The 26,511-nt window shown below is 74.8% G+C and carries 23 protein-coding genes; 14 read left to right on the top strand and 9 right to left on the bottom strand.

Features of this window, described 5'->3' with window-relative positions; genetic code table 11:
- Nucleotides 1-8: 8 nt before the first annotated feature.
- Together ddaH and OHA91_RS07025 are read left to right on the top strand one after the other, a co-directional pair.
- Complete coding sequence (gene ddaH, locus OHA91_RS07030) at nucleotides 9-821, top strand: dimethylargininase (RefSeq protein ID WP_328738857.1); 813 nt, start codon at nucleotides 9-11, stop codon at nucleotides 819-821.
- A gap of 179 nt (nucleotides 822-1,000) precedes the next feature.
- On the top strand, nucleotides 1,001-1,225 hold the full coding sequence (locus OHA91_RS07025; RefSeq protein WP_031146745.1) for a hypothetical protein: 225 nt from the start codon (nucleotides 1,001-1,003) through the stop codon (nucleotides 1,223-1,225).
- A gap of 35 nt (nucleotides 1,226-1,260) precedes the next feature.
- Here OHA91_RS07025 and OHA91_RS07020 read toward each other — a convergent pair whose 3' ends face one another.
- The gene (locus tag OHA91_RS07020; protein ID WP_328738856.1) at nucleotides 1,261-4,416 is read right to left on the bottom strand and encodes an AfsR/SARP family transcriptional regulator; all 3,156 of its coding nucleotides are present in this window, start codon (nucleotides 4,414-4,416) and stop codon (nucleotides 1,261-1,263) included.
- Between the two features lie 309 nt (nucleotides 4,417-4,725).
- Here OHA91_RS07020 and OHA91_RS07015 point away from each other — a divergent pair, with 309 nt between their 5' ends.
- Together OHA91_RS07015 and OHA91_RS07010 are read left to right on the top strand one after the other, a co-directional pair.
- A complete protein-coding gene (locus OHA91_RS07015; RefSeq protein ID WP_276565872.1) occupies nucleotides 4,726-5,745 on the top strand; it encodes a hypothetical protein in 1,020 nt (339 codons plus the stop codon).
- A 229-nt stretch (nucleotides 5,746-5,974) separates the two neighbouring features.
- Complete coding sequence (locus OHA91_RS07010; RefSeq protein WP_328738855.1) at nucleotides 5,975-7,261, top strand: phosphatase PAP2 family protein; 1,287 nt, start codon at nucleotides 5,975-5,977, stop codon at nucleotides 7,259-7,261.
- Nucleotides 7,262-7,319: 58 nt separating this feature from the next.
- On the opposite strand, the gene OHA91_RS07005 is transcribed toward OHA91_RS07010, so the two are convergent.
- Together OHA91_RS07005 and OHA91_RS07000 are read right to left on the bottom strand one after the other, a co-directional pair.
- Nucleotides 7,320-8,852 carry an amino acid permease gene (locus OHA91_RS07005; RefSeq protein ID WP_328738854.1) on the bottom strand — a complete coding sequence of 511 codons (1,533 nt, stop codon included), beginning with the start codon at nucleotides 8,850-8,852 and terminating at the stop codon, nucleotides 7,320-7,322.
- A gap of 86 nt (nucleotides 8,853-8,938) precedes the next feature.
- Nucleotides 8,939-9,919 carry a hypothetical protein gene (locus OHA91_RS07000; RefSeq protein ID WP_328738853.1) on the bottom strand — a complete coding sequence of 327 codons (981 nt, stop codon included), beginning with the start codon at nucleotides 9,917-9,919 and terminating at the stop codon, nucleotides 8,939-8,941.
- Between the two features lie 290 nt (nucleotides 9,920-10,209).
- Between OHA91_RS07000 and OHA91_RS06995 the strand changes: the two genes are divergently transcribed.
- The 3 genes from OHA91_RS06995 to OHA91_RS06985 are packed head-to-tail and all read left to right on the top strand — an operon-like array spanning nucleotide 10,210 to nucleotide 14,257.
- Complete coding sequence (locus OHA91_RS06995; RefSeq protein ID WP_031146757.1) at nucleotides 10,210-11,646, top strand: FGGY family carbohydrate kinase; 1,437 nt, start codon at nucleotides 10,210-10,212, stop codon at nucleotides 11,644-11,646.
- On the top strand, nucleotides 11,643-13,043 hold the full coding sequence (locus OHA91_RS06990) for an FAD-dependent oxidoreductase (RefSeq protein ID WP_328738852.1): 1,401 nt from the start codon (nucleotides 11,643-11,645) through the stop codon (nucleotides 13,041-13,043). The genes OHA91_RS06995 and OHA91_RS06990 overlap by 4 nt, the downstream gene beginning before the upstream one ends.
- Complete coding sequence (locus tag OHA91_RS06985) at nucleotides 13,040-14,257, top strand: NAD(P)/FAD-dependent oxidoreductase (RefSeq protein ID WP_328738851.1); 1,218 nt, start codon at nucleotides 13,040-13,042, stop codon at nucleotides 14,255-14,257. Before OHA91_RS06990 ends, OHA91_RS06985 begins: the two co-directional genes overlap by 4 nt.
- Nucleotides 14,258-14,338: 81 nt before the next feature.
- Here OHA91_RS06985 and OHA91_RS06980 read toward each other — a convergent pair whose 3' ends face one another.
- Nucleotides 14,339-14,512 (bottom strand): CsbD family protein, encoded by a 174-nt coding sequence (locus OHA91_RS06980; protein ID WP_078959083.1) that lies wholly within the window; start codon nucleotides 14,510-14,512, stop codon nucleotides 14,339-14,341.
- Nucleotides 14,513-14,694: 182 nt separating this feature from the next.
- Here OHA91_RS06980 and OHA91_RS06975 point away from each other — a divergent pair, with 182 nt between their 5' ends.
- From OHA91_RS06975 to OHA91_RS06965, 3 genes are all read left to right on the top strand, one after another.
- Nucleotides 14,695-15,183: a flavin reductase family protein gene (locus OHA91_RS06975; protein WP_031146763.1), complete on the top strand. Its 489-nt coding sequence runs from the start codon at nucleotides 14,695-14,697 to the stop codon at nucleotides 15,181-15,183.
- Between the two features lie 92 nt (nucleotides 15,184-15,275).
- A complete protein-coding gene (locus OHA91_RS06970; RefSeq protein ID WP_031146765.1) occupies nucleotides 15,276-15,611 on the top strand; it encodes a hypothetical protein in 336 nt (111 codons plus the stop codon).
- A gap of 134 nt (nucleotides 15,612-15,745) precedes the next feature.
- Complete coding sequence (locus OHA91_RS06965) at nucleotides 15,746-17,920, top strand: tetratricopeptide repeat protein (RefSeq protein WP_266493784.1); 2,175 nt, start codon at nucleotides 15,746-15,748, stop codon at nucleotides 17,918-17,920.
- A 33-nt stretch (nucleotides 17,921-17,953) separates the two neighbouring features.
- Here the strand turns inward: OHA91_RS06965 and OHA91_RS06960 are convergent, their stop codons facing one another.
- The 4 genes from OHA91_RS06960 to OHA91_RS06945 all read right to left on the bottom strand — a co-directional run bounded on the left by OHA91_RS06960 (nucleotide 17,954) and on the right by OHA91_RS06945 (nucleotide 21,573).
- Nucleotides 17,954-19,258: an MFS transporter gene (locus OHA91_RS06960; protein WP_328738850.1), complete on the bottom strand. Its 1,305-nt coding sequence runs from the start codon at nucleotides 19,256-19,258 to the stop codon at nucleotides 17,954-17,956.
- The gene (locus tag OHA91_RS06955) at nucleotides 19,255-20,379 is read right to left on the bottom strand and encodes a PLP-dependent cysteine synthase family protein (protein WP_328738849.1); all 1,125 of its coding nucleotides are present in this window, start codon (nucleotides 20,377-20,379) and stop codon (nucleotides 19,255-19,257) included. The genes OHA91_RS06960 and OHA91_RS06955 overlap by 4 nt, the downstream gene beginning before the upstream one ends.
- 127 nt (nucleotides 20,380-20,506) lie before the next feature.
- Nucleotides 20,507-20,923: a hypothetical protein gene (locus tag OHA91_RS06950; protein ID WP_328738848.1), complete on the bottom strand. Its 417-nt coding sequence runs from the start codon at nucleotides 20,921-20,923 to the stop codon at nucleotides 20,507-20,509.
- A gap of 227 nt (nucleotides 20,924-21,150) precedes the next feature.
- The gene (locus tag OHA91_RS06945; RefSeq protein WP_328738846.1) at nucleotides 21,151-21,573 is read right to left on the bottom strand and encodes a hypothetical protein; all 423 of its coding nucleotides are present in this window, start codon (nucleotides 21,571-21,573) and stop codon (nucleotides 21,151-21,153) included.
- A gap of 104 nt (nucleotides 21,574-21,677) precedes the next feature.
- Between OHA91_RS06945 and OHA91_RS06940 the strand changes: the two genes are divergently transcribed.
- The 4 genes from OHA91_RS06940 to OHA91_RS06925 all read left to right on the top strand — a co-directional run bounded on the left by OHA91_RS06940 (nucleotide 21,678) and on the right by OHA91_RS06925 (nucleotide 25,462).
- The gene (locus OHA91_RS06940; RefSeq protein ID WP_328738845.1) at nucleotides 21,678-22,112 is read left to right on the top strand and encodes a DUF6153 family protein; all 435 of its coding nucleotides are present in this window, start codon (nucleotides 21,678-21,680) and stop codon (nucleotides 22,110-22,112) included.
- 124 nt (nucleotides 22,113-22,236) lie between these two features.
- Nucleotides 22,237-22,884, top strand: coding sequence for a DUF305 domain-containing protein (locus tag OHA91_RS06935; protein ID WP_328738844.1), 648 nt, complete (start codon nucleotides 22,237-22,239; stop codon nucleotides 22,882-22,884).
- A gap of 101 nt (nucleotides 22,885-22,985) precedes the next feature.
- Nucleotides 22,986-23,996, top strand: coding sequence for a saccharopine dehydrogenase NADP-binding domain-containing protein (locus tag OHA91_RS06930; protein ID WP_328738843.1), 1,011 nt, complete (start codon nucleotides 22,986-22,988; stop codon nucleotides 23,994-23,996).
- A gap of 131 nt (nucleotides 23,997-24,127) precedes the next feature.
- Nucleotides 24,128-25,462, top strand: a complete 1,335-nt coding sequence (locus OHA91_RS06925) for a cytochrome P450 (RefSeq protein WP_328738842.1) — start codon at nucleotides 24,128-24,130, stop codon at nucleotides 25,460-25,462.
- A 4-nt stretch (nucleotides 25,463-25,466) separates the two neighbouring features.
- Here the strand turns inward: OHA91_RS06925 and OHA91_RS06920 are convergent, their stop codons facing one another.
- Nucleotides 25,467-26,504, bottom strand: coding sequence for an AraC family transcriptional regulator (locus OHA91_RS06920; protein ID WP_328738841.1), 1,038 nt, complete (start codon nucleotides 26,502-26,504; stop codon nucleotides 25,467-25,469).
- Nucleotides 26,505-26,511 lie beyond the last annotated feature (7 nt).

Genomic DNA, 26,511 nt, shown 5'->3' with positions numbered 1-26,511 from the left:
AGCCCGCCATGACCCGTACCGCCCGCCCCCGCCGCTTCCTGATGTGCCGTCCGACCCACTTCGAGGTCAGCTACGCGATCAACCCGTGGATGGACCCGGCCAAGCCGGTCGACACCGGCCTCGCCGTCGCCCAGTGGGAGCGGCTGTACGAGCTGTACGTCGAACTCGGCCACCGCGTCGACCTGATCGACCCGCTGCCCGGCCTGCCCGACATGGTCTACGCGGCGAACGGCGCCACCGTCGTCGACGGCCGGGTGCTCGGCGCCCGGTTCCGCAACGCCGAGCGGGCCGCCGAGGGCCCCGCCTACCTGGCGTGGTTCCGGGCCAACGGATTCACCACGCACGACCCGGTCCACGTCAACGAGGGCGAGGGCGACCTGCTGCTGACGGGCTCCTACCTGCTCGCCGGGCGCGGCTTCCGCAGCGTCACCGCGGGGCACGCGGAGGCGCAGGAGTTCCTCGGCCGCCCGGTGGTCGGCCTGGACCTCGTCGACCCGCGCTTCTACCACCTCGACACCGCGCTCGGCGTCCTCGACGACGACGAGGTCGTGTACTACCCGGGCGCGTTCTCGGCGGGCAGCCGGGAGGTGCTGCGCCGGCTCTTTCCGGACGCGGTGCTCGTGGAGGAGGCGGACGCGGCGGTGTTCGGGCTCAACCTGATGAGCGACGGCCTGAACGTGGTGCTGCCGGAGGCGGCGACCGGGGTCGCGGCCCGGCTGCGCGAGCGGGGCTTCCGGCCGATCGGCGTGGACCTCTCCGAGCTGTTCAAGGGCGGCGGCAGTGTGAAGTGCTGCACCCTGCACGTCCGTGAGGCCGCCTGACCGGCGTCCGATCGACAAGCCGATCGACGCCCCGATCAACGAGCCCGATCGACGCACGGTGCTCGTGCGTCGATCGGCTGTTGAACGTGCCTTGCGATGCTCCTCCCATCAGCCCGGAACACTCCGGGAAGAACCGGAAGCCCCCTTCCCACCAGGGAAGACGTCCCTCAGGAGCAGTCATGGCGAACCGCGCGAACAACAACGCTGCCACCCGGGTCTGCCTGGCCGTCGCGGGCCTCGGTCTCGGCACGCTGATCGCCCTGGGCGCGGCCGGCGCGGCGATGGCCGACGACGCCACCGGCACGGGCACCGGGCAGGGCGGCGGGACCGTCAGCACCAACCAGGCCCCGGCGCCGACCCCCTCCCCGTCCGACGACAAGGACTGGAACAGCACCGGCTCCTGACCCGCACCCGCGGCCCCCGACCACCACCGCCCCCGCTAGGCCTCCAGCCCGCAGGGTTCGACCAGGGCCAGCGCCGGCTGCTCCAGCAGGCAGGCCACCTCGGCCGCCTCCGGGAGCCCCAGCCGGCAGAAGATCTCGTACGCCTGCCGCAACCGCGCCCCCGCCTCGGCCCCGCGCCCCAGGTCCGCCAGCGAGCGGCCCAGCACCAGCAGCGCCTGAGCCTGGTCCCGCTCCGCCCCCAGTTCCTCGCAGAGGACCAGCGCCTGCCCGGCGTGGTCGAGCGCCTCGTCGGCCCGGCCGAGCGAGCGCAGACTGTCCGCCAGCCGGTAGCGCGCGTGCGCGGCCCGGTCCCGCAGACCCGCCCCCGTCGCCACCGCCAGGCACTCCCGGAACCAGGTCACCGCCTCCTCGTGCCGCCCGAGCCCGTGCAGCGCCAGGCCCAGCACGTACAGGGTGTACGCCCGCCCGGGATCGTCCTGGCGCGTCCGCAGCTCGGCGAGCACCTCGTGACAGATCTCCACCGCCTCCTCCGCGCGCCCGCTGCGCACCCGTGCCAGCGCGGCGTTCACGGTCGTCACCAGGGCGCCGGAGCGGTGCCCCAGCTCGTTGGCCAGCAGCAGCGCCTCGTCGTAGTGGTCCACCGCCTCGTCGTAGCGGCTCAGGAACTGGCAGATCAGGCCCAGGTCGTTGAGCGCCTGGCGGAGGATCACCGTGTCACCGGCGGTCCGCGCCGCGTCCACCGCCCGGCGCGCGGCCGCCTCGGCGGCGTCCAGCCGGGTCGCCGCCAGGGCGACGTTCCCGCGCAGGAAGTGCGCCCGTCCGGCGGCCCGCACGTCGCCGTGCCGCGCCGCCGCCTCGGCCAGCGCGTCGGCGGTGGCGGCGAGTTGCCGGCTCGGCGGGGTGAGCACGAACGGCGTGAGCGCGATCAGCAGGTCGATCGCGGCCCGCAGCGCCGTCCCCTGAAAGCCGCCCGCCGTGCCGCCCGCGGAGCCGGACGCCGGGCCCGCCGCCGCGTCCGCGGCGACCTGGGCCGCCAGCGCCACCGCTCCGGCGCGCTCCGCCCCCGTCCACTCCCGGGCCGCGTCCCACCCGGCCAGCGGCACCCCGGGGGACCGGGCCGGCCCCAGCGCGCCCGCCGCCGGATCGCCCGGAACCGCGTGCTGGAACGCGGTGCAGGCCGTGGCCAGCAGGTGGTCCAGCAACCGGTCCCGGGCCGCCACCGCCTCCCCGCCGTCCGTCGCTCCGCCGTCCGCGGCGGCGGGGTCCGCCTCCTGCACCGGGCGCCGCCGGGCGAAGGAGCGCAGCAGGTCGTGGTAGCGGTAGCGGCCGGGGAACGACGACTCCACCATCGCCACGTCCACCAGGGCCTCCAGCAGGTCCTCGGCGTCGTACGCGTCGAGGTCGAGGAGGGCGGCGGCGGCCGGCAGTCCGATGTCCGGCCCGTCCACCGAGGCGACCAGCCGGAACGCCCGGGCCTGGTCGGCGGTGAGCTGCCGGTAGCCCAGTTCGAAGGCCGCCGCCACCGCGAGGTCGCCGATCCGCAGTTCGTCGATCCGCCGCCGCTCCACCTGGAGCCGGCGGCTGAGCGTCTCCACCGTCCAGCCCGGCCGGGCCGCGAGCCGGGCGGCCACGATCCGGACCGCCAGCGGCAGGTACCCGCAGGCCACCACCAGCTCCAGCGCCGCGTCGCGTTCGGCGGCGAGCCGGTCCGCGCCGATGGTGCGGCCGAGCAGCTCCAGCGCCTCGGACGGGTGGAACACGTCGAGGTCGACGTGCACGGTGGCCGGCAGCCCGGCCGGCCGGGTGCGCCCGGTGGTGAGGACCGCGCAGCCGACCGCCCCCGGCAGCAGCGGCCGGATCTGCGCCGTGTCCTTGGCGTTGTCGAGCACCAGCAGCAGCCGCCGCCCGTCGACGACCGACCGGAAGAGCGCCGAGCGGGCGTCCAACCCGTCGGGCACCGCGTCGCCGGGCACCCCGAGCGCCACGAGGAAGCTGCTGAGCACCGCTTCGGGGTCGGCGGGCACCGGGTCGGAGCCGCGCAGGTCCACGTACAGCTGGCCGTCCGGGTAGGACTCCCGGACGCGGTGCGCCACGTGCAGGGCCAGCGCCGTCTTGCCGACGCCGCCCATGCCGACGACGGTGGCGATCACCAGCGCCTGGCCCGAGGGGGTGCCGAGTGCTTCCTCCAGCACCCGGACCGGTGCCGTGCGCCCGGTGAAGTCGGCGGCGTCCGGCGGGAGCTGGGCCGGTCTTGGGGGCGCGGCCGCCGGTCTGAGGGCCGCCTCCTGTCCCTTCTTCCCCTCGTGCCGGTCCGGTTCGGCCGCCCGGGGGCCGGATCCGTGCCCGGAGTCGTCGGCGAGGGTCTCCCGCGCCGGCTCCCGCTGTCTCTCGGGCTCCTCCGCGGGCGCCGCCGGCGTGACCGGTTCGGGGGCGGCCAGCGCCGGATCGCCCTCCAGGATCCTGCGGTGCAACTGCTCCAGGTCCGCCCCCGGCGCGACGCCCAGTTCTGCGAGGAACAGCTGCCGAACCCCGCGGTAGACCGCCAGCGCGTCCGCCTGCCGCCCGGCCTGGTACAGCGCCCGCATCAGCAGCTCGTACGCCCGCTCGTGCAGCGGGTGCTCGGTGGTGAGGGAGGTCAGCTCGGGGATGCAGCGCGAGTAGCGGCCGAGCGCCAGGTCCAGCCCGATCCGTTCCTCCAGCAGCGTCAGCCGCAGTTCCTCCAGCCGCTGCCGGTGCCGTTCCGCGAACGGGCCCGGTACGCCGGCCAGCGGTTCGCCCTGCCACAGTTCCAGCGCCTGGTTGAGCAGGTCCCGGGCGCGCAGCGGATCGGTCCGCGCGGTGCGCTCCGCCTCGGCGGCCAGTGACTCGGCCTCCGCGGCGTCGACGGCGAGCTTCGGCAGGACCAGGCGGTAGCCGTCCCCCATCGACACCAGCACGCTCGGCGCGGGCCGGTCGCTTCCGGCCCCGCCCCCTTCGCCGTCTTGGCCGACGGCGTCCAGCACCTTGCGCCATCGCCACGCGTACGTGCGCACCGTGGTCATCGCCGCGCTCGGTGGCTCCTCACCCCACAGCGCCGTGATGAGGTCGGTGGCGCTCGCCGAGTGCCCCGGCCGCAGCAGGAGGACGGCCAGCATCGCCTGCTGCTGCGGGCTCCCGATCTTGAGCGCGGTAGCGCCCCGGTGAGCCCGCATCAGACCGAGTAATGAGAAACGGAGATCGCCCAAGTCCTGCCCCCAGCCCCAGAACACGGTGCCCGCCCCCGCTCGGCGCCCATGTCTCGATTTGTGTCACCTTTTTAACCACAGCGTCGTACTCGGTGTCGAGAGTCCGTTGAGCCTGTGGTGATCAGGTGTTGAACCTTGCGGTAAAGAATCGCACCGTGCCGCGGGCACGCCGGAGACCGTCCGGGCACCGCGCCCGCCCCCCTCGGTCGCCGGTGCCGCCGGGCCCGACCATACATTCGGAGGCGGACGTCCGTGAACACCCCATTGCTGTACAGATTGCTCGACACCGACCCCGCCGCCGGCCCGGCGGAACTGCTGCACCGAGCCCGGGCCGGCCGCCATCTGCCCCACCTGGTGCTCTCCGCCCTGGAACGCGACGGGGTCCGGATGGGCGAGCCGGCCCGTGCCGAGCTCGGCCGGGCCCGCGAGCGGGTCGACCGGTACGCCCGCCTGGCCGCCGACCTCGCCTGCTCCACGGGTGTGCGCGCCATCGGCGGCCTCCCGCTCGCCCGGTACTACCCGGCCGGTCTGCTCCGTCCGCTGGAGACCCTCGACCTGGTCGCCCCCGACGAGGCCGCCCTGTGGCAGGCCGTCATCCGTCTGGTCACCGACCACCCGGTGGAGCACATCGACGTCTCCCTGCTCGGTGAGCGCCCCCACCACACCGCCGTCACGCTCCACTGGCCCGCGGAGGACCCCCTCGTCGACCCCTGGTACCGCGTCCACCTCTCCACCGCCGCGCTGCCGGGCGACGGCCGGGGCGTGCCCGTCCGGCCGTACCTGGTCGCCGACGACCACGTGGAGTGCCTCATCGCCCTGGCCGAGTCCTGCCTCGGGGGGCCCGACCTGCCGCCCGGCCCCCTCGCCGTCCTCGACGTCGCCGGGCTCGCCGGCCGGCCCTTCGAGGCCGCCGAGGCGGCCGCCGTCCTCGCCGCCTACCGGCTGGCCCCCGAGGCCTCGGCCCTCCTCGACCACGCCGCCGAGTACGTCCCGCTGGGTCCGCTCGCCGCCGTGCGCGCCGCCCTCGGCCCTCATGTGGCCGCCGAACACCGCCGCCGCGGCGAGGCTCCTCCCGGTGCCCGCCGGGCCGGGACACGGCACGGCGCCCTGCTCCGCCGGACCGTCATCCGCCACACCTGGGGCGAGGCCCGTCTCCTCACCCCCGGCCCCGGCACCTCCCTCCTGCTCACCCCCGTCGCGGACTACCTGCTCACCCCGGCCCGCGAGGCCGTCGCCGAGCCGGCCACCCGCACCGCCGCCCTGGACGCCCTCCACTCCTGGGACACCCTCTGTTGATGTTGGGGAATTCGGCATTCCGCCCGGTGTGCCTCGCAGCCCCCGGTTTCCCCGCTGTGGCCTTCACGACATTTCCGAACCGGCCCACCAGCTCCGCTAACATGTTCGAGCGAACAATGATCAGGTTGAAATATGAACATCGGCTGAAAAATTGATATCTGCGGTAAAGCGAGCGATTTCGCGAAAGGACGGCGGAGCCGAGTCCGCTGCATGGCGTCGCCCGAGCGTTGTGCTGTGGGTCGCGGTGAGTGCGGTGGCCCTCGGATTCCTCATCGCACTGGAGATCGCCGCGCGCGGTTACGGCGTGCGGGGGCCGATCACCGACCAGGCGCGGGAGGTGGTGTTCGCCCCCAAGTCGGGCACGGTGCTCTACGCCAGCATGGCCCTGATGCTGGTGGTGCTCACCTGGCGGCAGCGGTTCATCGCGATCGGCGCCGCGGTCGGCATCGACCTCGTCTTCTGGCTCGTGCGCTGGGTGGTCGGCGCCGAGATGATGTACGGCAACGGTGCCCTGCTGGTCACCCTGGCCTGCGCCGTCATCGCGCTCACGCGCCGCACCGGCCGCGAACGGATCCTGCTGCTGCAGGGCGTCGGACTGGCCCTGCTGCTGGTCACCGGCCGCAAGACCGGCTACACCTGGCTGCTGATCACCTCGAAGACCCGCCCGACGGTGCTCGACCAGTACGTGGCGACCGCCGACCAGGCGCTCGGCAACCCGTCATGGGTGGCCGGCCGGATCGTCGAGGCCACCGGGGTCGCCGGTTTCCGCGTCCTCGAATTCGTCTACATCCAGCTCGCGGTGATGGCGGTCGTCGTCGCGCTGTACCAGCTGCGCAAGGTGGCGGTCGAGCGCCGCTTCCCGCGCCACCACCTGGTGCGCACCTTCCTGGCCATCGGTCTGCTCGGGCCGGGCATCTACATGGTCTTCCCGGTGGTCGGGCCGATCTTCGCGTACGGCGCCGACGGCGGCCAGTGGGCGCTGGCCCAGCTCTGGCCGAACACGCCGCCGCCGGTCACCACCCCGCAGCCGATGCCGTTCGACGAGTTCACGCCGCGCAATTGCATGCCCAGCCTGCACACGGCGTGGGCCACCGCGATCTTCATCCATTCCCGCAAGGCCCCACGGGCCCTGCGCTGGGCGGGAACGTTCTGGCTGATCGCGACGCTCGGCGCGACGCTGGGGTTCGGTTACCACTACGGCGCGGACATCGTCGCCGGTGTCGTGTTCACCCTCACGATCGATGCCGGGCTGCGCACCCTCGACCACGGCTGGGACCGCAGGGGAATCCAGCTGGTCGCCTACGGCACCGCGGTCTTCGTCGGGCTCCTGCTGTCGTACCGCTACCTGTCGATGGAGATGGCGGCCCACCCGTGGGTGTTCGGGCCGCTGGTCGTCCTGTCGATGGTCTCGGTGATCTACGGCTACGTCCGGATCACCAAGCGGTGGGAGCGCCGGGCCGCGGCGGCGGTGCAGCTGCCGCAGCAGCGCCGCGAACAGCAGCCCGAACTGGTCTGAGACGACACCGCGCGCCCCCCGGTGCGGCGGGGCGCGCGCGGACGGCCGGACGGTCGGGTCAGACGATGCCCTCGGCGATCTCGGCCTGCTCCCGGGCGTTTCCGTACGCCGACGGGGTCCCGTACGAGCGCCGGGCGGCGTACCACCACGCGCTGGCCAGGACCAGGACCACGGCCAGGGCGATCACCGCGTAGTTCATCGAGTCGATGGTCACCGGCGACTTCTGCGGCAGGCAGAACAGCACGGTGACGACGGCCACCCACACGACGGCGATCCAGCCGATCGGCTTGCTCCAGCGGCCCAGGCTCCACGGGCCGGGCTGGAACCGGTTCCCGGCGCGCAGCCGCAGGTAGATCGGGATCGCGTAGGCCGGGGTGATGCCGATGACGTTGATGGCGGTCACGGCCCCGTAGGCGGTGGCGGAGTAGAGCGACGGGAGCGCCAGCACGGCCGCGACGGCGACGGAGAGCCACACGGCCGGGACCGGCGTCTGCGTACGGCTGCTCACCTTGCGCCACAGGGCGGAGCCGGGGAGCGCGTTGTCGCGGCTGAAGGCGAAGACCATCCGGCTCGCGGCGGCCACCTCGGCGTTGCCGCAGAAGAGCTGCGCGACGATCACGACGAGGAGCAGGGCCGTGGCGCCGCCGGAGCCCAGCGCGTCGATGAAGATCTGCGCCGGCGGGACGCCGGTGGCGGTGCCCTGGACGGCCGCGTAGTCCTGGATGGCGAAGGTCAGGCCCGCGAGCAGCGCGAAGCCGGCGATCCAGGAGACCCAGATGGCCCGGACGATGCCCTTGGCGGCGGAGACGGAGGCGTTGGAGGTCTCCTCCGAGAGGTGCGCGGAGGCGTCGTACCCGGAGAAGGTGTACTGGGCGAGCAGCAGGCCGACCGCCGCCACGTAGAACGGGTTGGCCCAGCCGGTGTCGTTGACGAACTCGGTGAAGACGAACGAGGGCGACTGGTGCTGGTCGGGTATGAAGGCGAGGGCGCCCACGATCAGGGCGACGCCGCCCAGGTGCCACCAGACGCTGACCGAGTTCAGCACGCTGACGAGGCGGACGCCGAAGAGGTTGAGCGCGGCGTGCAGCAGCAGGATGCACAGGAAGATCACGAACGTCAGGCCGGGGGTGGGCTCGACGCCGTACTGGAGGTTGAGGAAGGCGCCGGTGAACAGGGCGGCGCCGTAGTCGATGCCGGCGATGGCGCCGAGCAGGCCGAGCAGGTTCAGCCAGCCGGTGTACCAGCCCCAGCGGCGCCCGCCGAGCCGGTCGGCCATGTAGTAGAGCGCTCCCGAGGTGGGGTAGGCGCTCGTCACCTCGGCCAGGGCGAGACCCACGCAGAGCACGAACAGGCCCACGCCCACCCAGCCCCACAGCATCACGGCCGGACCGCCGGTGCCCAGGCCGAAGCCGTAGAGGGTCATGCAGCCGGACAGGACCGAGATGACCGAGAAGCTGATGGCGAAGTTGCCGAAGCCGCCCATCCGGCGGGCGAGGACGGGTTGGTAGCCGAGCTCCCTGAGCCGTTCCTCCTCGTCCCGCCGGGGCGGGGCCTTGCTGTCCTGGCGGACGGTCGGCGCGGTTCGGGACATGGGGGAGTACCTCCGGGGGTCGAGAGGAGCGGGGGTGGGGCAGGGGGGAACCTTCGGGAGCGCGGGGCAAGGGGGGGCCCGCGCGGTCAGCTCCGGGCCGTCAGGCTGCGGGCACGGGCCCGCAGGAAGACCTCCATGGCCAGTTCCTGGTCGGCCGGGTCGCGGGTCCGGTAGGCCCACGGCAGGGTGGTCCAGTACCGGTCGATCGCGTCGAACACCTGCGCCGCCGCGCCGAACAGGTGGGCTCCCCACAGGGCGTGCGCGAGGTGGTTCAGGTCGAGCTGGGAGGCGCGGCGCAGGTCGCTGTAGCGGAACCAGGTGTCCAGGGCGTGCCCGGCGTCGCGGACGGCGTCCTCGGCGACCCAGTGGAGGTCGAGCGCCTTCTCCTGGCCGCGTTCGCGTCGGTAGCGCTCGACGCTCAAGTAGAGCGGCAGCAGATGGACGGCGGACTCGGGCGGGGCCGAACCGGACGCCCAGTGCACGAAGTTGGCGGCCTCGGTCAGCGGTCCGGGCGTGCCCGCGCACACGAACTGGAGCATCCGGTGGTACGCCTCGCGGTTGTGCGGGTCGCGCTTGTCGACCTGGGCGAGGATGCCCCAGGGGCCGCGGGGCAGCATCAGGGCGGGCGGCGCCTGGCGGTGCTCGTCCATCGAACGGTGCTCGTCGAGGAGGGCCAGCGCGAGTAGGCAGACCCAGGGCACGGGGTCGGCGGGGCTGAGCTCGGCGGCGTCGCGGCAGGCGGCCCACGCCTCCTGCCACAGCTCGCGCGTACGGGGGTGGCGCGCGCGGTGGGCGCGGACGGCGCGCTCGACGACGACACGGGTGTGCATGACGGACGCGGCGACGCTGCGCGGTTCCTCGGACCGCCACGCCTGGACCACATCGGATCCGGCGGCGACCGCGGCGAGCACCTGGGTGCGCTGGGTCCACAGCCCCCAGCCGTCCGTCCGGTCCAGTAAGTGCGCCATCGCCAGCCAGCGTCCGGTGCGCAGGTCCTGCACGGCCACCCGCAGGTCGTTGTCGTGGCCGGCGGGGTGGTAGACGGGCCGGAAGTCGCCGCCCGCCATCACCTCGCCCCGGTCGACGGGTCGTCGGGACGGGCGCGTCTTGCGGTGGTCGTGGTCATCGGTCCTCGTATCGCATGGCCTTCGCGCCTGGTGATCGGCGATCACTATAGAGTGACTATGAGCGTTCGAGTCATGAAACTTTTTCGAATGCAAGTATCAAGCCACATACAAGATGTGAATTCGCGTCAGCGCGATCGTCGCCCGCGCGGATGGATCTTGACGGGGCGGTGTCCGCTGGTGAAGGCTTCCCAGAGACGATCGCGCATGCCGACACCAGGGACGGAGTGGTGATGACGGGCCCGGTGCTCGCTGTGGACCAGGGCACCTCGGGAACCAAGGCCCTCGTCGTCTGCCCCGTACGAGGAGTCATCGGCTCCGCATCCGCCCCCGTACGGCCCCGGTACCTGCCGGGCGGCCGTGTGGAGGTGGACCCCCGCGAGCTGCTGGATTCCGTGGTCGACGCGGGGCGCGCCGCCCTGGCCGCGGCCGGCGAACCGGTCGCCGCGGTGGGCCTGGCCAACCAGGGCGAGACCGTCCTCGCCTGGGACCCGGCGAGCGGTGAGCCGCTGACCGCAGCGATCGTCTGGCAGGACCGCCGCGCCGAGCAGCTCTGCGCCGAACTGGCGCCGCACGCAGCGGCGTTACAGGACCGGACCGGCCTGCCCCTCGACCCGTATTTCGCCGCGCCCAAGATGGCCTGGATACGTCGCCACCTCACCCGGCAGGGCGTCGTGACGACCAGCGACGCCTGGCTGGTGCACCGGCTCACCGGTGCCTTCGTCACCGACGCGGCGACCGCCGGCCGCACCCAGCTCCTCGACCTCGACACCGTCGACTGGTCGCCGGCGGCGCTCGACGCCTTCGGCCTCACCGGCGAACCGCTGCCCGAGGTCGTCGACGCGGACACCCGGGTCGGCACCACCACCGCCTTCGGACCCCCGCTGCCGCTGACGGGGCTGCTCGTCGACCAGCAGGCCGCGCTCCTCGCCCAGCGCGTCACCGAGCCCGGCACCGCCAAGTGCACCTACGGCACCGGGGCGTTCCTCCTCGCACAGAGCGGCCCGCGCCCCCGCCGCAGCACCACCGGACTCGTCGGCTGCGTCGCCTGGCGGCTCGCCGGAGAGACCAGCTACTGCCTGGACGGCCAGGTCTACACGGCTGCGTCCGCCGTCCGCTGGCTCACCGACCTCGGCGTGATCTCCGGCGCCGAGGACCTCGACACGGTGGGCGGGACCGCCCCCGACGCCGGCGGCGTCACCTTCGTCCCCGCCCTCGCCGGCCTCGCCGCCCCGTGGTGGCGGGGCGACCTGCGCGGCTCGGTCACCGGGCTCGGCCTCGACACCACCGCCGGGCACCTCGTGCACGCGCTGTGCGACGGCATAGCCGCACAGGTCGCCGAGCTCGCCGACGCCGTCGCCGCCGACCTCGGCGCGCCGCTGGCCACCCTGCGCGTCGACGGCGGGCTCACCCGGTCCGCCCTGCTCATGCAGGCGCAGGCCGACCTGCTCCAGATCCCCGTCGAGGTGTCCGCGCTCCCCGACGCCACCGCCCTCGGCGTCGGCGCCGTCGCCCGGCTCGGCCTCGACCCCGCCCTCGCCGTGCACGAGGCCGTACCGGAGTGGAAGCCGTCCGCCGTCTACGAACCGAAGGCCGGCGCCGGGCACGCCGCCGAGCGCCGCGCACGGTTCCGGACGGCGGTGTCCGCCCTGCTCGCCGACCCGGCATGACCCTGACCCGGCGCGGCCCGCTCCCGGGCGGCGACCCGTACGACGTGACGGTCGTCGGCGCCGGCGTGGTGGGCTCGGCCATCGCCCGCGAACTGGCCCGCCTGCCGCTGCGGATCGCCCTGATCGACGCGTCCGACGACGTCGGCAACGGCACCTCCAAGGCCAACACCGCCATCCTGCACACCGGTTTCGACGCCGTGCCCGGCTCCCTGGAGGCCCGGCTCGTCCGCGACGGGCAGCGGCTGCTCGCCGCGTACGCCGCCGACAGCGGCATCCCGGTGGAACCGGTCGGAGCCCTGCTCGTGGCCTGGAACGAGGAGCAGCTCGCGGCCCTGCCGGGCCTCGCCGACAAAGCCGTGCGCAACGGCTACCACGCGGCCCGCATCCTCCCGGCAGGCGAGGTGCGGGCCCGCGAACCGGAGCTCGGCCCCGGCGTGCTGGGCGCCCTCCACGTACCGGACGAGTCGCTCATCTGCCCCTGGACGACCACCCTCGCCTACGCCACCCAGGCCGTGCGCGCCGGCGTCGACCTCCACCTCAACTGCCCCGTGCGGGCGGTCGCCCCGGGCGAGCCGCACACCCTCGCCACCGGCCGGGGCCCGCTGCGCACCCGGCACCTGGTCAACGCGGCCGGCCTGTACGCCGACGAGGTCGACCGGCTCCTCGGCCACGCGGACTTCATCGTCACGCCCCGCCGCGGCCAGCTGATCGTCTTCGACGAACTCGCCCGCGGCCTCGTACGCCACATCCTGCTTCCGGTGCCCGACGCCCGCGGCAAGGGAGTGCTCGTCACGCCGACCGTCTACGGCAACGTGATGCTCGGCCCGACCGCCGAGGACCTGGACGACAAGACCGCCACCGGCTCGACCGCCGAAGGGCTCGCGCTGCTGCGGGAGAAGGGCCGGCGGATCCTGCCGGCGCTCCTCGACGAGGAGGTCACCGCCGTGTACGCCGGGCTGCGCGCGGCCACCGGGCAGGAGGACTACGCGATCCGCGCCCGCCCGGCGCAGCGGTACGTGACCGTGGGCGGGATCCGCTCCACGGGCCTGACCGCGTCGATGGCGATCGCCGCCCACGTGGTGGAACTGCTCGCCGAAGGCGGTCTGCCCGTGACGGGCGCCCGCGAGCCGGCACCGGTGCGGATGCCGAACCTCGGCGAGGCGTTCCCCCGCCCGTACCGCGACGCGGCGATGATCGCGGCGGACCCGGAGTACGGACGGATCGTCTGCCACTGCGAGCGCGTCACCCGCGGGGAGATCCGCGACGCGCTCGCCGCGACCGTACCACCCGTCTCGACCGACGGTCTGCGCCGGCGCACACGGGCCCGCGGCGGCCGCTGCCAGGGCTTCCACTGCGGGGCCGCCGTCCGCGCCCTGTTCGAGGAGGCCCGCCGGTGAACCGTACGGACGGTGGTGACCGTACGGACGTGCGGGTCGACGTCCTGGTGGTCGGCGCCGGCCCCGCCGGACTGGCGCTGGCCGCCCGCCTCGCCCGAGCGGGAGCCGGCCGGGTCGAGGTCCTGGAACGCGAGCAGGACCCGGGCGGCATGCCGCGCCACCTCCACCACGGCGGCTTCGGCCGGCCGCCGCTCCCCTGGCTGCGGGGCCCCGAGTACGCGCGGCGCTCGGTACGGGCGGCGCTCGCCGCCGGGGCCGCGCTCCGTACCGGCGTCACCGCCACCGGCTGGGCCGGCCCGCTCTGCCTGGAGACCACCGGCCCGGCGGGTCTGCAACGGATCACGGCCCGGGCCGTCGTACTCGCCACCGGCGCCCGGGAACGCCCGCGCAGCGCCCGGCTGGTCCCCGGCTCACGCCCGCAGGGGGTGTTGACCACCGGGGAGCTGTTCCAGGCGGTCCACGCGTACGGACTGCCCGTCGGCCGACGGGCAGTGGTGGTGGGCGCCGAGCCCGTGGCCCGCCACGCGGCGGCCACGCTCCGGCAGGCGGGCACGGACGTGGTGGCGATGGTCACCGAGCACCCGCGCGCCCCCGCCGTACCGGGGATCCCGCTGCTCACGGCGACGACGGTCGGCGAACTGCGCGGCCGGGGCCGGCCGACCGGCATGGTGATCCACCACCGGGACGGCCGCATGGGCCTCCTCGCCTGCGACACGGTGGTCTTCACCGGCGACTGGATCCCCGACCACGAACTGGCCCGCCGCGGCGGCGTCCCCCTGGACCCCGGCACCCGGGGCCCGTGCGTGGACGCCTCCTTCCGCACGGCGGCGCCGGGCGTCTTCGCGGTCGGCAACGCCCTCCACGGCATCGAACGGGCGGCTTCCGCGGCCGCGGAAGGCGCCGCCGCGGCCGCGCCCGTACTCGCCCACCTCGCGGGCGCCCCCTGGCCGGAGCACGGCCCGCCACTGCAGGTCCGCGCCCCGCTCGTGTGGGTGACGCCCAACCGGATCACGGGCGTCGCCCGGCGGCCGCTGCTGCTGCGCTCCGCGCAAGCCGTGACCGCCCCCGTGGTGGCGGTGACCCAGGACGGCCGCCCGCTGTGGCGGCGACGGCTCCCCCTCCCGGCCTCCCCGTCCCGCTCCCTGCACCTGCCGCCCCACTGGACCGCCCGCGTGGACCCCACGGGCGGCCCGGTCGTGGTGACCCTGGCCTGATCATGCCGTCGGCCGCCGACCGGGGGACCGGTCGGCGGCCGACGGCACGGGGCGGCATCGCGGTGCCGACCGTTCGAGTGGTCAGCCCTTGAAGACGTCCTTCATCTTCTCCTTGGCCTGCCGGGCGTTGCCCTTGGTCTTCTCGGCACGGCCCTCGGCGGTCAGGCGTTCGTTGCCCACCGCGCGGCCTGCGGTCTCCTTGAGCTTGCCCTTGGCCTGTTCGGCCTTGGCCCGGCTCTTCTCCTTGTCGGACACGACTGATCACTCCCTCGAGATCGGGGTACGGATGCGTCGTACACCTCGCTTCTGACCACGATCCCCGGCGGCAAACGCGGCACCGCCGATCCCCCCGGGGCCGTAGTGACCACCCGTACGCGCGGTGGGACGATGGGGTGCGGGAGACGGGGCCGTGAGGGGCCGAGAGGGTGAGTGCCACCATGGCGGAGCTGGACACGTTCACCGACCTGCTCGACTACCCGATGTACGTGGTGACGGCGGCGGCCGGGGACCGGCGCGCCGGGTGCCTGGTGGGCTTCGCCTCCCAGTGCTCCATCGATCCGCCCCGGTTCATGGTGTGGCTCTCCAAGGCCAACCACACGTACACGGTCGCCCGGACGGCCTCCCACCTCGCGGTGCACACCCTGCGGGACGACCAGAAGCGCACGGCCGCGCTCTTCGGCGGCCGGACCGGCGACGACACCGACAAGTTCGAGCACCTCGCCTGGCGGCGCTCGCCCCACGCCCCCGCGCCGATCCTGGAAGACGCCGCCGCCTGGTTCCTCGGGCGGATCGAAGGGCACACCGACGGCGGAGACCACGTCGGATTCCTGCTCGCGCCCGTCGAGACGAGCCGCCCCGGCCCCGAGCGCCCGCCGCTGCTGCGCCTGAGCGACGTCCTGGACCTCACGCCCGGCCATCCGGCCTGACGGCCCCGCCTCTGTTTGCGGCCCACACCGACCGCGCAGAGACTGGATCCGCGTGTGATCAGCCAACCAGCGAACGGACGACGGGAGAAGACATGTCTGAATACGGGAACGGATTCGCCTGTGCAGCCGGTGCCGAGGACTTCACCGCCACGGCCCACCGGTACGGCAAGGGCGGGCGCACGGTCACGGTGAAGGGCACGTGCCAGTGCCGGACCCCCGGCTTCGATCTCGAACTGGTACTGGCGTCCCCACCGATCGTCCCGGTCCCCGAGGAACTCCACCTGGAGCTGACCGAGGTCGCGCCGACCGGGACTGTCGCCCAGGTCATCACGCCCACGGACGTGGAAGGCGAGTTCGAGATCGGCGACGAGGTCGAACGGGTCCTCATCCGCAAGCGGAACATCACCGTGCTCATCAAGGAGGGGTGATCCCAGGGCGTACCGGGACCCCGCCCGACCGCTGACATCCGGTCAGGCGGGGCGATCACCTCGCCGCCCCGGGTTCCGAATTCACCCGCACGGGTGAAAATGGGGGCCGGCCACGGACGTGTGTGGGGGGCGCCATGCCGGTGTTGCTCGTACGGGAGAACGGCCGCGTGCGCGGCTGGCCGGCCTACGTGGGCGCGGTCGGCCTGGGCGCGGCGGCCCTGGCCCTGGCCTCGCTGTGGACCAGCGGGGCATGGGCCACCGGAATCGGCGCCGCCGTCACCACCTTGTCCGGCCTGGTGGCCGAGCGGCTCCAGCCACAGCGCGGCACCGCGGCGGGCGGGGACGCCACCGCGGCCGGAGCGGACGCGCTGCTGCGCACCGCGGCGGGCCGCATCCCCACCCTGCGGCAGGTGGACCGCCCCGAACCGGCCGGCGCCCACCACGCGGACGGACGTCCCGCCGACGGGAGCCGGACCCCGGCCGCGCCCCCCGCGTACATCCGCCGCGACGTGGAACCGCAGCTCCGCGAGGCCCTGGGCCGGGCCGGGTTCGTCCTGCTGGTGGGGGAGTCCACCGCCGGCAAGTCCCGGCTGGCCCACGAGGTGGCCCGCACGCTCTTCCCCGGTCACGCCTTCGTCCGCCCGCTGGGCAGGGCCGCGCTCCCGCAGGCGCTGCGCGTGGCCGGCACACGGCGGCGGGCCGTGCTGTGGCTCGACGACCTGGAGGAGTTCCTCGGCGCGGGCGGGCTCACGACCGCCATGCTGGCCGCCCTGTCGGCGCCGGCGCCGGGGCGCCGGGTGGTGGTGGCGACCATGCGCACCCAGGAGTTCCGGCGCTTCGACGCCCGCGAGGAGGGCCGGCTGACGGGCTCCGACCGCGACGCCTGGCGCACCCAGCGGGACGTGCTCCGTCAGGCGGAGGTGGTACGGCTGGCACGGCACTGGTCGCCCGAGGAACGCCGGCGGGCAGCCGCCCACGGGCAGGACCCGCGGATCAGGGCGGCCCTGCGGGCGGGGGAGCGCTTCGGCATCGCGGAAGTCCTCGCCGCCGGACCGGAGTTGCTCGCCGCCTGGCACAACGCCTGGACACCCGGGGCCAATCCGCGCGGCGCGGCCGTGGTCGCGGCCGCCGTGGACTGCCGGCGGGCCGGACTGCGAAGCCCGGTGGGCCGGGACCGGCTGCGCGAACTGCACCGGCCCTACCTGGAGGAACGCGGCGGCGGCGACCTACAGCCGGAACCCTTCGACGATGCGATGAACTGGGCCTGCACGGCGGTCTACGCCACCAGCGGCCTGCTCATCGGCAACTACACCCAGGGGTACACGGCTTTCGACTACCTCCTCAACACGCCCGGCCTGCCCCCGGTACCGGAGCACCTGTGGCAGGCCCTCGTCGCGAGGGTCACCCCGGCCGAGGCCTACGACATGGGCCTGCTGGCCCACCAGGAAGGGCGGCCGAGGCGGGCCGCCGAGGCGCTGTCCCGGGCCCGGCTGGGCGGGGCTCCCGGCGCCGACTTCCTGTTCGCCATCACGGTCGGGGACGCGGGGCGCCCGCGCCGGGCCGCCGCCGACCTCGCCGGGATCACCCGGCGGCGCGAGGACCGGCTGGGCCCCGCCCATCCCGACACCCTGGCCGCCCGCCACCAGCTGGCCTTCTTCACCGGCGAGGCCGGCAACCCGCACGCCGCGGCCGGCCGGTTCGCCGCCCTGGCCGCCCACACCGCGTCCGTCCTCGGCGCCGACCACCCGGACACCCTGGCCGCCCGGCACGAACTGGCCTACTTCACCGGCGAGTCGGGCGCCCCGGCCGAGGCGGCCCGGCAGCTGGCCCGGCTGCTCGCCGACCGGCTCCGGGTCCAGGGCCCGGACGACCCGCAGGTACTGGCCACCCGGCGCAGCCTGATCTGGTACCGGGCTGGTGAACCGGCCCGCACCGAGGAGAAGTTGGCCGAGCTGCTGGCCGATGCCGAACGCTGCCTCGGCCCCGACGACCCGCACACCCTCGCCGTCCGCAGCAGCCTCGCGGCCTTCGCGGCCCGGGCGGGCCGGACCGCCGATGCCGCGACCGCCTGGGAGTCGCTGGTGGCCGACCGCACCCGCGTCATGGGCCCCGACCACCCGCACACGATCTACGCCCGCCTGGAATGGGCCCGCGCCCTGGCCTCCTCGGGCCGCCCCGAGCAGGCCCGCACCCTGCTGACCCGGACCCTCGGCGACGCCCGGACCCTGCTGGAGCCGGGCCACCGCCATCTGCGCCTGGCCCGGGAGCTGCTGGCCGGCCTCCCGCCGGCGGGGCGGCACCGGGCGTGACCCGCGTACCGCCCGCGCCGGGGGAGGGGCCGGTCAGGCGGCGGCCGGCTCCGTCCGCCCGGCGGGGACGGGATCCGCGAGCCGCCCGCTGCGGTGCAGCCACCGGACCGCGGCGGCGCACAGGGCTCCCAGGGCGGCCAGTGACAGCCACGGCAGTGCCGGCGCACCCGAGGCCCGGGCCGCGTCGAGGGCAGCACCGGTGAGCAGGTTGCCCGCGGTGATGCCGATCCCGCAGACCGTGTTGTAGAGCCCGTAGTGCGTCGCGACGAGCCGGTCCCCGGAGAGCCGGACGATCGTGTCCATCTCGAACGGATAGGCGATCATCGTGCCGACGGCGAGCAGCAGCGCCGCCAGCGCCGGCGGCCCGGCGGCGAGCAGCCACCGCCCCGGACCCCCGTCCGGCACCGGTACGGCCGCCGCCAGGAGCAGCGGTACGAACGCGCCGCCCATCACCAGCAGACCCCCGGTCAGCGCCCGGCCCGGCGTTGTGCGCGCCGTGCACCAGGCGGTCACCCGCGTCTGGAACAGGACGGTGCTCAGCCCCGACACGGCGAACAGCGCCGCCGTCGCCGCCCCCGCGAAGGCCCCGTCGCCGCCGAGGCGCCGGACCTCCAGCGGCAGTGCCAGGTACACCTGGAAGGTCAGCACGTACGAGCCGGTCATCGCGGCCGCGAAGAGCAGGAACGGCCGGTTGGCGAGGATCCCCCGCCACTGGGCCGGTACCGTCTCCCGCGCGCCGCCCTGCTCCGTGCCCGCCCCGCCCGCCCGGCGTGCGGGCAGGCTGCGGATCTGTACGAGGCTCAGCACGGCGAAGATCCCGGCCGCCGTCAGGCAGGTGACGCGGAACCCGGCCCCGGCCAGGACCATCCCCACCAGCGGCCCGAGCAGGATGCCGGCCTGGTAGAAGACGTTGAACAGGGCGAACGCCTCCACCCGGCGGTCACCCGCGTCCGCGGCCAGGTACGCCCGGGTCGCCGGGTTGAACAGGGCCCCCGCCAGCCCGGTGGCGGCGGACGCCGCCAGCAGGGCGGGTACGGAGTCGACGAGTCCGAGGGCGGCGAAGCCGACGACGCGCAGCACCAGCCCCGCGATGATCATGGGTTTGTAGCCGAGCCGGTCGGCGAGGGTGCCGCCGATCAGGAACATGCCCTGCTGGCTGAAGTTGCGTACGCCGAGGACCAGGCCGACGAGCCAGCCGGCCAGTCCCAGCGAGCCGGACAGGTGCGCGGCGAGGTACGGCATCAGCATGTAGAAGCCGAGGTTGATGGTGAACTGGTTCACCATCAGCAGTTGGACGCTGCCGTCGTAGGAGCGGACCTGCGCGAGGGTGCCCTTCACCGGTCGGAGACCTCCGCCCGTTCCGGGGACCCGGCGGCCCGCTCCTCGACGGACAGCGGATCGACGACGGCGGCGCACCGGGTCCAGCGGGTGACCTCTTTCTCGTCGACGCGTCCGACGACCTCCGGTTCGGCGGCCGGCGGGGCGTCGAGGAGCCCGTGGGCCGCGCAGTAGTCGTCGTCGTAGACGGTGCCTAGGTACCGCTGGGGACCGTCGGGGAAGACCGCGGCGATACGGGTGTCCGCCGGCCGGGTCCGGGCCAGCCAGCCGGCGACCAGGGCGACGGCGCCGACGCTCCAGCCGCCCGTGGCGTAGTGCGAGCCGGCGAGCTGTCGGCAGGCCCAGACCGCTTCGGACGGCGCCACCCAGTGCACCTCGCCGAAGTTGCCGTAGGCGACGTTGCGGGGAAAGATGCTCGATCCCAGCCCGCGCATCAGGCGGGGCCGGGCGGGCTGGCCGAAGATCGTCGAGCCGATGGTGTCCACGCCGACCAGCTCCAGCTGCGGGTAGAGCTGCCGCAGCACCCGGGAGACGCCCGCGGAGTGCCCGCCGGTGCCCACGCTGCACACCAGGACGTCGATGTGCCCCAGCTCGGTGGCGAGTTCCAGCGCGAGCGGCGTGTACGCGCCGGTGTTGTCGGGGTTGTTGTACTGGTCGGGGCACCAGGATCCGGGATTCCGGGCCATCAGCTGCCGTACCCGCTCGCGGCGGGCCTCCTGCCACCCGCCGGCGGGGTGGGGCTCGGCCACGACGTTGACCTGGGCGCCGTAGGCGGTCAGCAGTTTCGTCATGGACGGCTCCAGGCCCGGGTCGGTGACCAGCGTGACCGGATGCCCGTGGACCATGCCGGCCAGGGCGAGCCCCAGGCCGAGGGTGCCGCTGGTGGACTCGATGATCCGGGCGCCGGGCAGCAGGTCGCCGCGGGCGCGGGCCCGTTCGACCATGTGCAGGCCCGGCCGGTCCTTGATGCCACCGGGGTTGAAGCCCTCCAGCTTGGCCCAGAAGCCGCGGCCTTCGGGGGCGAAGGGCTCGGACACGCGCAGGAGCGGGGTGTTGCCGACGAGCCCGGACAGGGCGGCGCCGCGGGCGGGCCGGGTGGTCCGTGTGGACGGAGAGGACATCTTCCTCTGCTCTCGTTCGTAGACGGATGTTTCCGTGCACATCTCGTCCGCCGCCGCCGCGCAGGGGCGTTCGCCCGTACGCGGCGCAGGGGACGGCGGCCTTCGGGCAAGGCCGCACGAACGGCTGCTAGATCCGCCAGCAGCAGAGGCGTGTCCTGGTTCTGCGCCCCGCGAGCGCTGTCCCGGCAGGCGTGGGGGCGCGGCGCCGTACCGGGCCGGGAGACGCGGTGGCGAGCAGCGCGAGGAGCACCGGGAACGCGGCCGGGCGCTGGGCCGCGAGGTCCTGGACGCCCCGGGGCGCGAGGTGGAGGACGCAGGGGTCGTCGGGGTGGGGGATCCCCGGGGAGTCCCGGGCGGCGGGCGCGTGGTGGTGGACCGTGGCGGACCGCGCGAGGGCCTGCCGCGGGGGCGGTTGGCCGTCGTGGACCAGGCAGCCGATGAGGGCCGCGGTGAAGGCGGTCAGCGCGAGGAGCGCGGACAGCGCGAGCAGCGGCCGTACGAGGACGCCCGCGCGGCGCGCGGCGGCGGAAGGGGGCAACGACACGGCTCCTCCGTGGAGGTGCTTCGGACCGTGGGCGGGGAGGGGCAGCCCGGTAGGGGCAGGCGGATGGTGCCGCGGGTCGTGCGGAGTGTTCCGCCGATGCCCGGGGGTCCGGTCGGCGCGACCCCTGAACGCCCGGGAAGGGTGAACCGCATGCGCCGCGTGGCCCACTGGACCGACGGACGGGTGCGGGGCGGGCGTACGGGCCCGGCAAGACCGGAAGCGACGGCCTAGATGCGCAGGACTCCGTGGGCGGGCCGGGTCGGGGTGCCGCATGCCTGCGGGGACGTGCCCGGCGTCGGGGACCCGTCGGTCCGCACGGCGGGCGTGGCCGGATCGGCGACCGTCTGCGGGTGGCTCGCGGGCGCGGTGCTGCGGTCGGAGCGGCCCGGCATGCACTGCTCGGCCGGATGCGTGGAACCGTCCGCGCCGGACACGGGGGCCTGCGAGGACGCGGCGACGGCAGCGGTGGAGGAGACGGACGTGGACGTGGACGTGGAGGCGGACGGGGCGTGGTGCACGCCGCCGCGGTCCGTGCCGATCCCGTGCGCGTCGAGCAGGCCGATGAGGAGCAGGGTCAGCCAGAGCAGCACCAGCGGACTCCGGTTTCCCCGGATCCGCGGCACGCCGGAGGACGACCGAGCCGTGATCATGTCGTGATCCTAGCCACCCGTTCGCGGCCGACGGCAGGCCCGCTCGGGCGAATGGCTCGAAAGCGGTAGGCCTTGGCGGCGCGCGGGGGCCGTACGATGATCCGGTGACCCGCACCCGCCACTCGACGAACCGACGCCCCTCGGCGCGCGGTGCGGCGCTGCTGGTGCTGGTACTGGCGGTGCTGACCGGGATCCTCGGCATGCACGCCCTGGGCCCGGCTCCGGCCCCGGCTCCGCTCCCGGCATCCGCTGCCGTGTCCGCGGGCGCCCACCACGCTGCGGCCGGGGACCACGGGGCTGCCGCCGTCGAACCGGCGGGCGGGGACTGCTCGCACTCCGCGGGCGGTTCGGGCCACGCCGAGCACGCCGACGCCACCTGCGCCGCTGCCGGCGTCGCCTCCGCGTACTCGCCCCCCGCGCTCGCCGAGGCGCTCGTGGGCCTCCCCGGGGCGTCCTCGCGGGACGCCGCCGAGCCGGTGGCCGCGGCGGGCGCCCGGGCTCCGCCCGATCTGGCCGAACTGCAGCTGCTGCGGATCTAGAGCCGCCCGCGCGGCCGTCCCACCCGGCACCCGCCGGGCGAACGGCCGTGCTCCGGGCCTTCCCTCTTCATCCGTTCTTCCCGCATGCCCTGAACCGGGCTGCGGATCAAGGAGCAGCACCACCATGACCAGCAAGCGTTCCCTCTTCCGTCGCGCCGCCGCCGTCGTATCGGCGGGCGCGGCCGCCGTCGTGCTCGCCGCCTGCAGTGGCGGCGCGAGCCCGGACGGGCACGACGGCCACGGCGCCGCGGCCGCCTCGGCGTCCCCGTCGGCCCCCGCGTCGACCCGGGCCCCGGCCGCCCAGGGGCAGCACAACGAGGCCGACGCCGCCTTCGCCAAGGGGATGGTCCCCCACCACCGCCAGGCCGTGGAGATGGCCGATCTGGCTCCCTCCCGCGCCCGGTCCGCGGAGGTGAAGAAGCTCGCCGAGGACATCAGGAAGGCCCAGGACCCCGAGATCAAGACCCTGTCCGGATGGCTGGCCTCCTGGGGCGAGCAGGTGCCCGCCGAGGGCGCCATGGACCACTCCGCGCACGGCACGTCCGGGATGATGACCGCGGAACAGATGGACAAGTTGAAGAACGCCTCGGGCGCGGCGTTCGACACCGCCTTCATGGAGCTGATGGTCGAGCACCACGAGGGCGCGGTGGCGATGGCGAAGACGGAGCAGGCGCAGGGCGCCTTCCCCGCGGCCAAGGCGATGGCCGAGGGGATCGTCACCTCCCAGTCCGCGGAGATCGCGCAGATGAACAAGCTCCTCGGCAAGAGCTGACCGTCCCCCGGCGGGCCGGGGCGGGGCGCGTACGAACACCCCGCCCCGGCCCGCCGGGCACCGCTGCGAAGTCGTTCGTTTCTCCTGGGGGTAGGGCACAAGTGACATCGGACAGGATCCTCGTGGTCGGGGGCTACGGCGCCGTGGGCGCCACGGTGGTCTCCACACTCGACGGCTGGTTCCCCGGCCGGGTCGTCGTCGCCGGGCGCGACGAAGGCAGAGCACGCCGGCTCGGCGGCGTACGCGCCGACGCGGCCGATCCGGAAGGATTCCGGCGGACGCTGGAGGGGCTGGGAGACGTGGTGGCCGTCGTGCTGTGCGTGGAGCCGCCCGACACCCGTGTCGCGCGCGTCTGCCTGGAACGCGGCGTGCACCTCGTCGACATCGGTGCCACCCGGCGGCTGCTCGACGGGGTGGCGGACCTGCACGACCTCGCCGCCGGGGCCGGGGCCACGGCCGTGCTCAGCGTGGGCGTCGCCCCCGGCCTGACCAACCTCCTCGCCCGCCGGGCGCACGAGGCCGTGGGCGGCGCCGAGCGCATCGACCTCACGGTGCTGCTGGGCGCCGGAGAGCGGCACGGCGCCGACGCCGTGCGCTGGACCGTCGAAGGCCTGGCCGGGCCGCCGGCCGGAGCTCCGCTGCGGACCACCCTGCCCGGTCACGGCAGGCGCACCGCGCACCCGTTCCCCTTCTCCGACCAGCACACGCTGCCCCGCACGCTCGGCGTCGGGCAGGTGACCACCCGGCTGTGCCTGGACTCGAAGCCGCTGACCTCCGCGCTGTTCGGGCTGCGGGCGGCCGCCCGCCGGCCGGCCGTGCGGCGGGCCCTGACCGCCGCCTTCGGCCGGGTCCACCTGGGAGGCGACGGCTTCGCCGTCCGGGCCGACGCCCGGCGCGGGGACCTCCACGCGGCCTGGGCCGTCACCGGGAGGGTGCAGAGCCGCGTCACCGCCCTGGTCGCCGCGTACGTCACCCGGGAACTGCTCACCGGCTCCGCGCCCGCCGGGGTCCACCACATCGAGCAACTTCCCGCCCTGGCAGGCCTCCCGGAGGCCCTCGGTGCCCACGGGCTCACCGTCTGGGATCGCCACGCCGCCGTGCTCGGCACCTGACCGTTCGCACGGCCTCCGGCTCCGCGTGCGGAGCCGGAGGCGGGCTGTCGCGTGCCGCACCCGCTCCCCTACAGTGCGTGATGCCGAAACCGGTCCGTGACGACGCACAGCCGCCGAACAGGAGCAGACCCGTGGCCACCCACGCCCGCCCCGGCCCCCTCCCGCCCCCGTCCCCGGCCGGCCGCCCGGTTCCCGAACTGGACCCCGCCCTCGTACGGGACTGGCAGGCCGGGGGAGGGGAGCTCATCGACCTGTTCGCCCAGGCCCGCGCGCGGCTCGGCGGGGTCGCCGCCTTCCGGCTCGGCCCGCACCCCACCGTCCTGGTCACCGCACCCGAAGCAGTCCAGCACGTCCTCGCGCTGCGGCCCGACCTGTACGTGAAGCGCTCGCACCGGGCCCGGCTGCTGATCGGCGACGGGCTCCTGGCCGCGACCGGGGACGCCTGGCAACGCCAACGCAGGGTGCTCCAGTCCCAGTTCACCGGACGCGGGATGCGCCGCTACGAGCAGCGGATCTCCGAGGCCGCGCGGACCGCCGCGGCGCGCTGGGCGGCGTACGCCCGCGACGGACAGGTCCTCGACGTCGGCGAGGAGATGCGCCGCTTCGCCCTGGACACCATCTGGCGGTCCCTGACCGGCCACCCCCTCGATCCCGGCACCGAACGTGAACTGGCCGCCGTGCCGGCCGTGGTGGCCGCGCTGCCCAGCCTCCCCGCCGACGGCGTCGCCGCCCAGGGGGCGGTGGCCGCCGAACTGGCCCGTATCGACGCCCTGTCGGGCCGCGCCATCGCCGCCGCCCGCACCGCCGGGGCGGGCCCCCACGGCCCGGGTCTGCTGCACGTCCTGCTGGAGGCGGCCGACACCTCCCCCGAGTACACCGACCGGCTGATCCGGGACGAGCTCGTCACCCTGCTGGTCGCCGGCCACGAGACCACCGCGACCACTCTGACCTGGCTCCACCTCCTGCTCGACCGCTACCCGCAGGCGCGGGAGCGGGCACTCGCCGCGGGCGCGGAAGGCTCCCCCGAACGGCACCGGGCGGTGCAGGCACTCGTCCACGAGACACTGCGCTTCTACCCGTCGGCCTGGATCCTGCCCCGCCACGCGGCCGGTGACGACGTTCTCGCCGGGTACGCGATCGAGGCCGGCACCGACGTGCTGGTCTGCCCCTACCTCACCCACCGGGACCCCGGGACCTGGGAGGACCCCGGCCGCTTCGACCCGGACCGCTTCCTCACCCCCGGCCGGCGGCCCACCCGCCCCGGCAGCTACGCCCCCTTCGGCCTGGGCCCCCGGGCCTGTCTGGGCCTGCAGTTCGCCCTCCGGGAGTCGACCGTCCTCCTCGAACACCTGTTGCCCGCCCACGTCCCGCACTTCCACTCCGTCCCCGCCAAGGCCGCCTACGGCCTCACCGTCCGCCCCGACGGCCCCACCCCCGCGACCCTCGGCGCCGTCGCGACCATCTAGGCGTTCACCCGGTCCGGTCGGCCGGAGCGGCTTTGCGGAGTTCGCCCGGGGTCGTTCCCGACCAGCGGCGCACCGCGCGGCGCAGGACCCGGACGTCGCTGTACCCGACCCGGCCGGCCACCGCCCGGAGCGGCAGGTCGGTGCTGTGCAGCAGGTCCAGGGTGAGCTCGTGCCGTACGCGCTCGGTCTGCTCGCGCCACGTCGTGTCGTGCTCGGAGAGCCGTCGTTGGAGCGTGCGGGGGCTCACCGCCAGACGGCAGGCCACCTCCTCCAGGCCGACGGTGCCGTCCCGGAAGGCCGCGGTGAGCACGGCCCGGAAGCGGTCGAGCCAGCCGAGTACGGGCCGGGAGGCCGCCAGGACCAGTTCCGCGTGCTGCGCCAGGATCCTGTCCACCCCCGGCTGGGCCCTGGGCAACGGCACCCGTACGTCGTCCTCGGTGAAGGAGATCGAGTTGTACGGCGCACCGAAGTGGATCCGGTCGGTGCCGAACAGCCGGGCCAGCTGCCGGGACCGGCGGGGCGCCCGATGGGTGACCGTGACCCGGGACGGAACGATGTCGAGGCCGGTCGCCGACCTGGCGCGGGTCAGGAAGAGCGACAGGGCGAAGAGATCGACGGCCTCGACCACGTCCGGTCCCCAACTGCCCGTCGCATGGCGGACGGTGAAGCGGCCGCCGCCCTCCTCCACGACCAGTTTCTCCGCCGCCGGATCACCGACCACGGCGATCAGGTCCACGGCCTGCGCGAGGGATTCCCGCAGGGTCGGCCCGCTGGTGATCAAGTAGTCCCAGAGCCCGAAGGCGCCGATCGGAGCCTCTTCGAGGATCAACGGGCCGATCAGGGTGTGGGGTTCTGTCAGGACCAGGTTCTCCCACACGGTCAGGAGCGACGCGGTCGAGACCCGGGCCCTGTCGTCGCCGAGCACCTCGGCGCCGAGGTCGGGCAGCCTGGAGAGCCCGCCGGCGCGGGGGTCGGCCAGGGCGGCGACGAGGGAACGGGTGAGGTGGGCCGAAACGGTGCCGTTGATCGCGGACGGGTGCATGGCAGCA

Origin of the sequence: Streptomyces erythrochromogenes, from assembly GCF_036170895.1 — a bacterium.
Taxonomy (GTDB): domain Bacteria; phylum Actinomycetota; class Actinomycetes; order Streptomycetales; family Streptomycetaceae; genus Streptomyces; species Streptomyces erythrochromogenes.
Note: the sequence above shows the minus strand (reverse complement) of the source record. Positions and strands in the feature narration are given on the sequence as shown.

What these genes read in the sequence shown, in the direction of transcription:
- ddaH (WP_328738857.1), top strand. Translation starts at nt 9, where the DNA reads ATGACCCGTACCGCCCGCCCCCGCCGCTTCCTGATGTGCCGTCCGACC.
- OHA91_RS07025 (WP_031146745.1), top strand. Translation starts at nt 1,001, where the DNA reads ATGGCGAACCGCGCGAACAACAACGCTGCCACCCGGGTCTGCCTGGCC.
- OHA91_RS07020 (WP_328738856.1), bottom strand. Translation starts at nt 4,416, where the DNA reads ATGCGGGCTCACCGGGGCGCTACCGCGCTCAAGATCGGGAGCCCGCAG.
- OHA91_RS07005 (WP_328738854.1), bottom strand. Translation starts at nt 8,852, where the DNA reads ATGTCCCGAACCGCGCCGACCGTCCGCCAGGACAGCAAGGCCCCGCCC.
- OHA91_RS07000 (WP_328738853.1), bottom strand. Translation starts at nt 9,919, where the DNA reads ATGGCGGGCGGCGACTTCCGGCCCGTCTACCACCCCGCCGGCCACGAC.
- OHA91_RS06995 (WP_031146757.1), top strand. Translation starts at nt 10,210, where the DNA reads ATGACGGGCCCGGTGCTCGCTGTGGACCAGGGCACCTCGGGAACCAAG.
- OHA91_RS06990 (WP_328738852.1), top strand. Translation starts at nt 11,643, where the DNA reads ATGACCCTGACCCGGCGCGGCCCGCTCCCGGGCGGCGACCCGTACGAC.
- OHA91_RS06975 (WP_031146763.1), top strand. Translation starts at nt 14,695, where the DNA reads ATGGCGGAGCTGGACACGTTCACCGACCTGCTCGACTACCCGATGTAC.
- OHA91_RS06970 (WP_031146765.1), top strand. Translation starts at nt 15,276, where the DNA reads ATGTCTGAATACGGGAACGGATTCGCCTGTGCAGCCGGTGCCGAGGAC.
- OHA91_RS06965 (WP_266493784.1), top strand. Translation starts at nt 15,746, where the DNA reads ATGCCGGTGTTGCTCGTACGGGAGAACGGCCGCGTGCGCGGCTGGCCG.
- OHA91_RS06955 (WP_328738849.1), bottom strand. Translation starts at nt 20,379, where the DNA reads ATGTCCTCTCCGTCCACACGGACCACCCGGCCCGCCCGCGGCGCCGCC.
- OHA91_RS06945 (WP_328738846.1), bottom strand. Translation starts at nt 21,573, where the DNA reads ATGATCACGGCTCGGTCGTCCTCCGGCGTGCCGCGGATCCGGGGAAAC.
- OHA91_RS06935 (WP_328738844.1), top strand. Translation starts at nt 22,237, where the DNA reads ATGACCAGCAAGCGTTCCCTCTTCCGTCGCGCCGCCGCCGTCGTATCG.
- OHA91_RS06920 (WP_328738841.1), bottom strand. Translation starts at nt 26,504, where the DNA reads ATGCACCCGTCCGCGATCAACGGCACCGTTTCGGCCCACCTCACCCGT.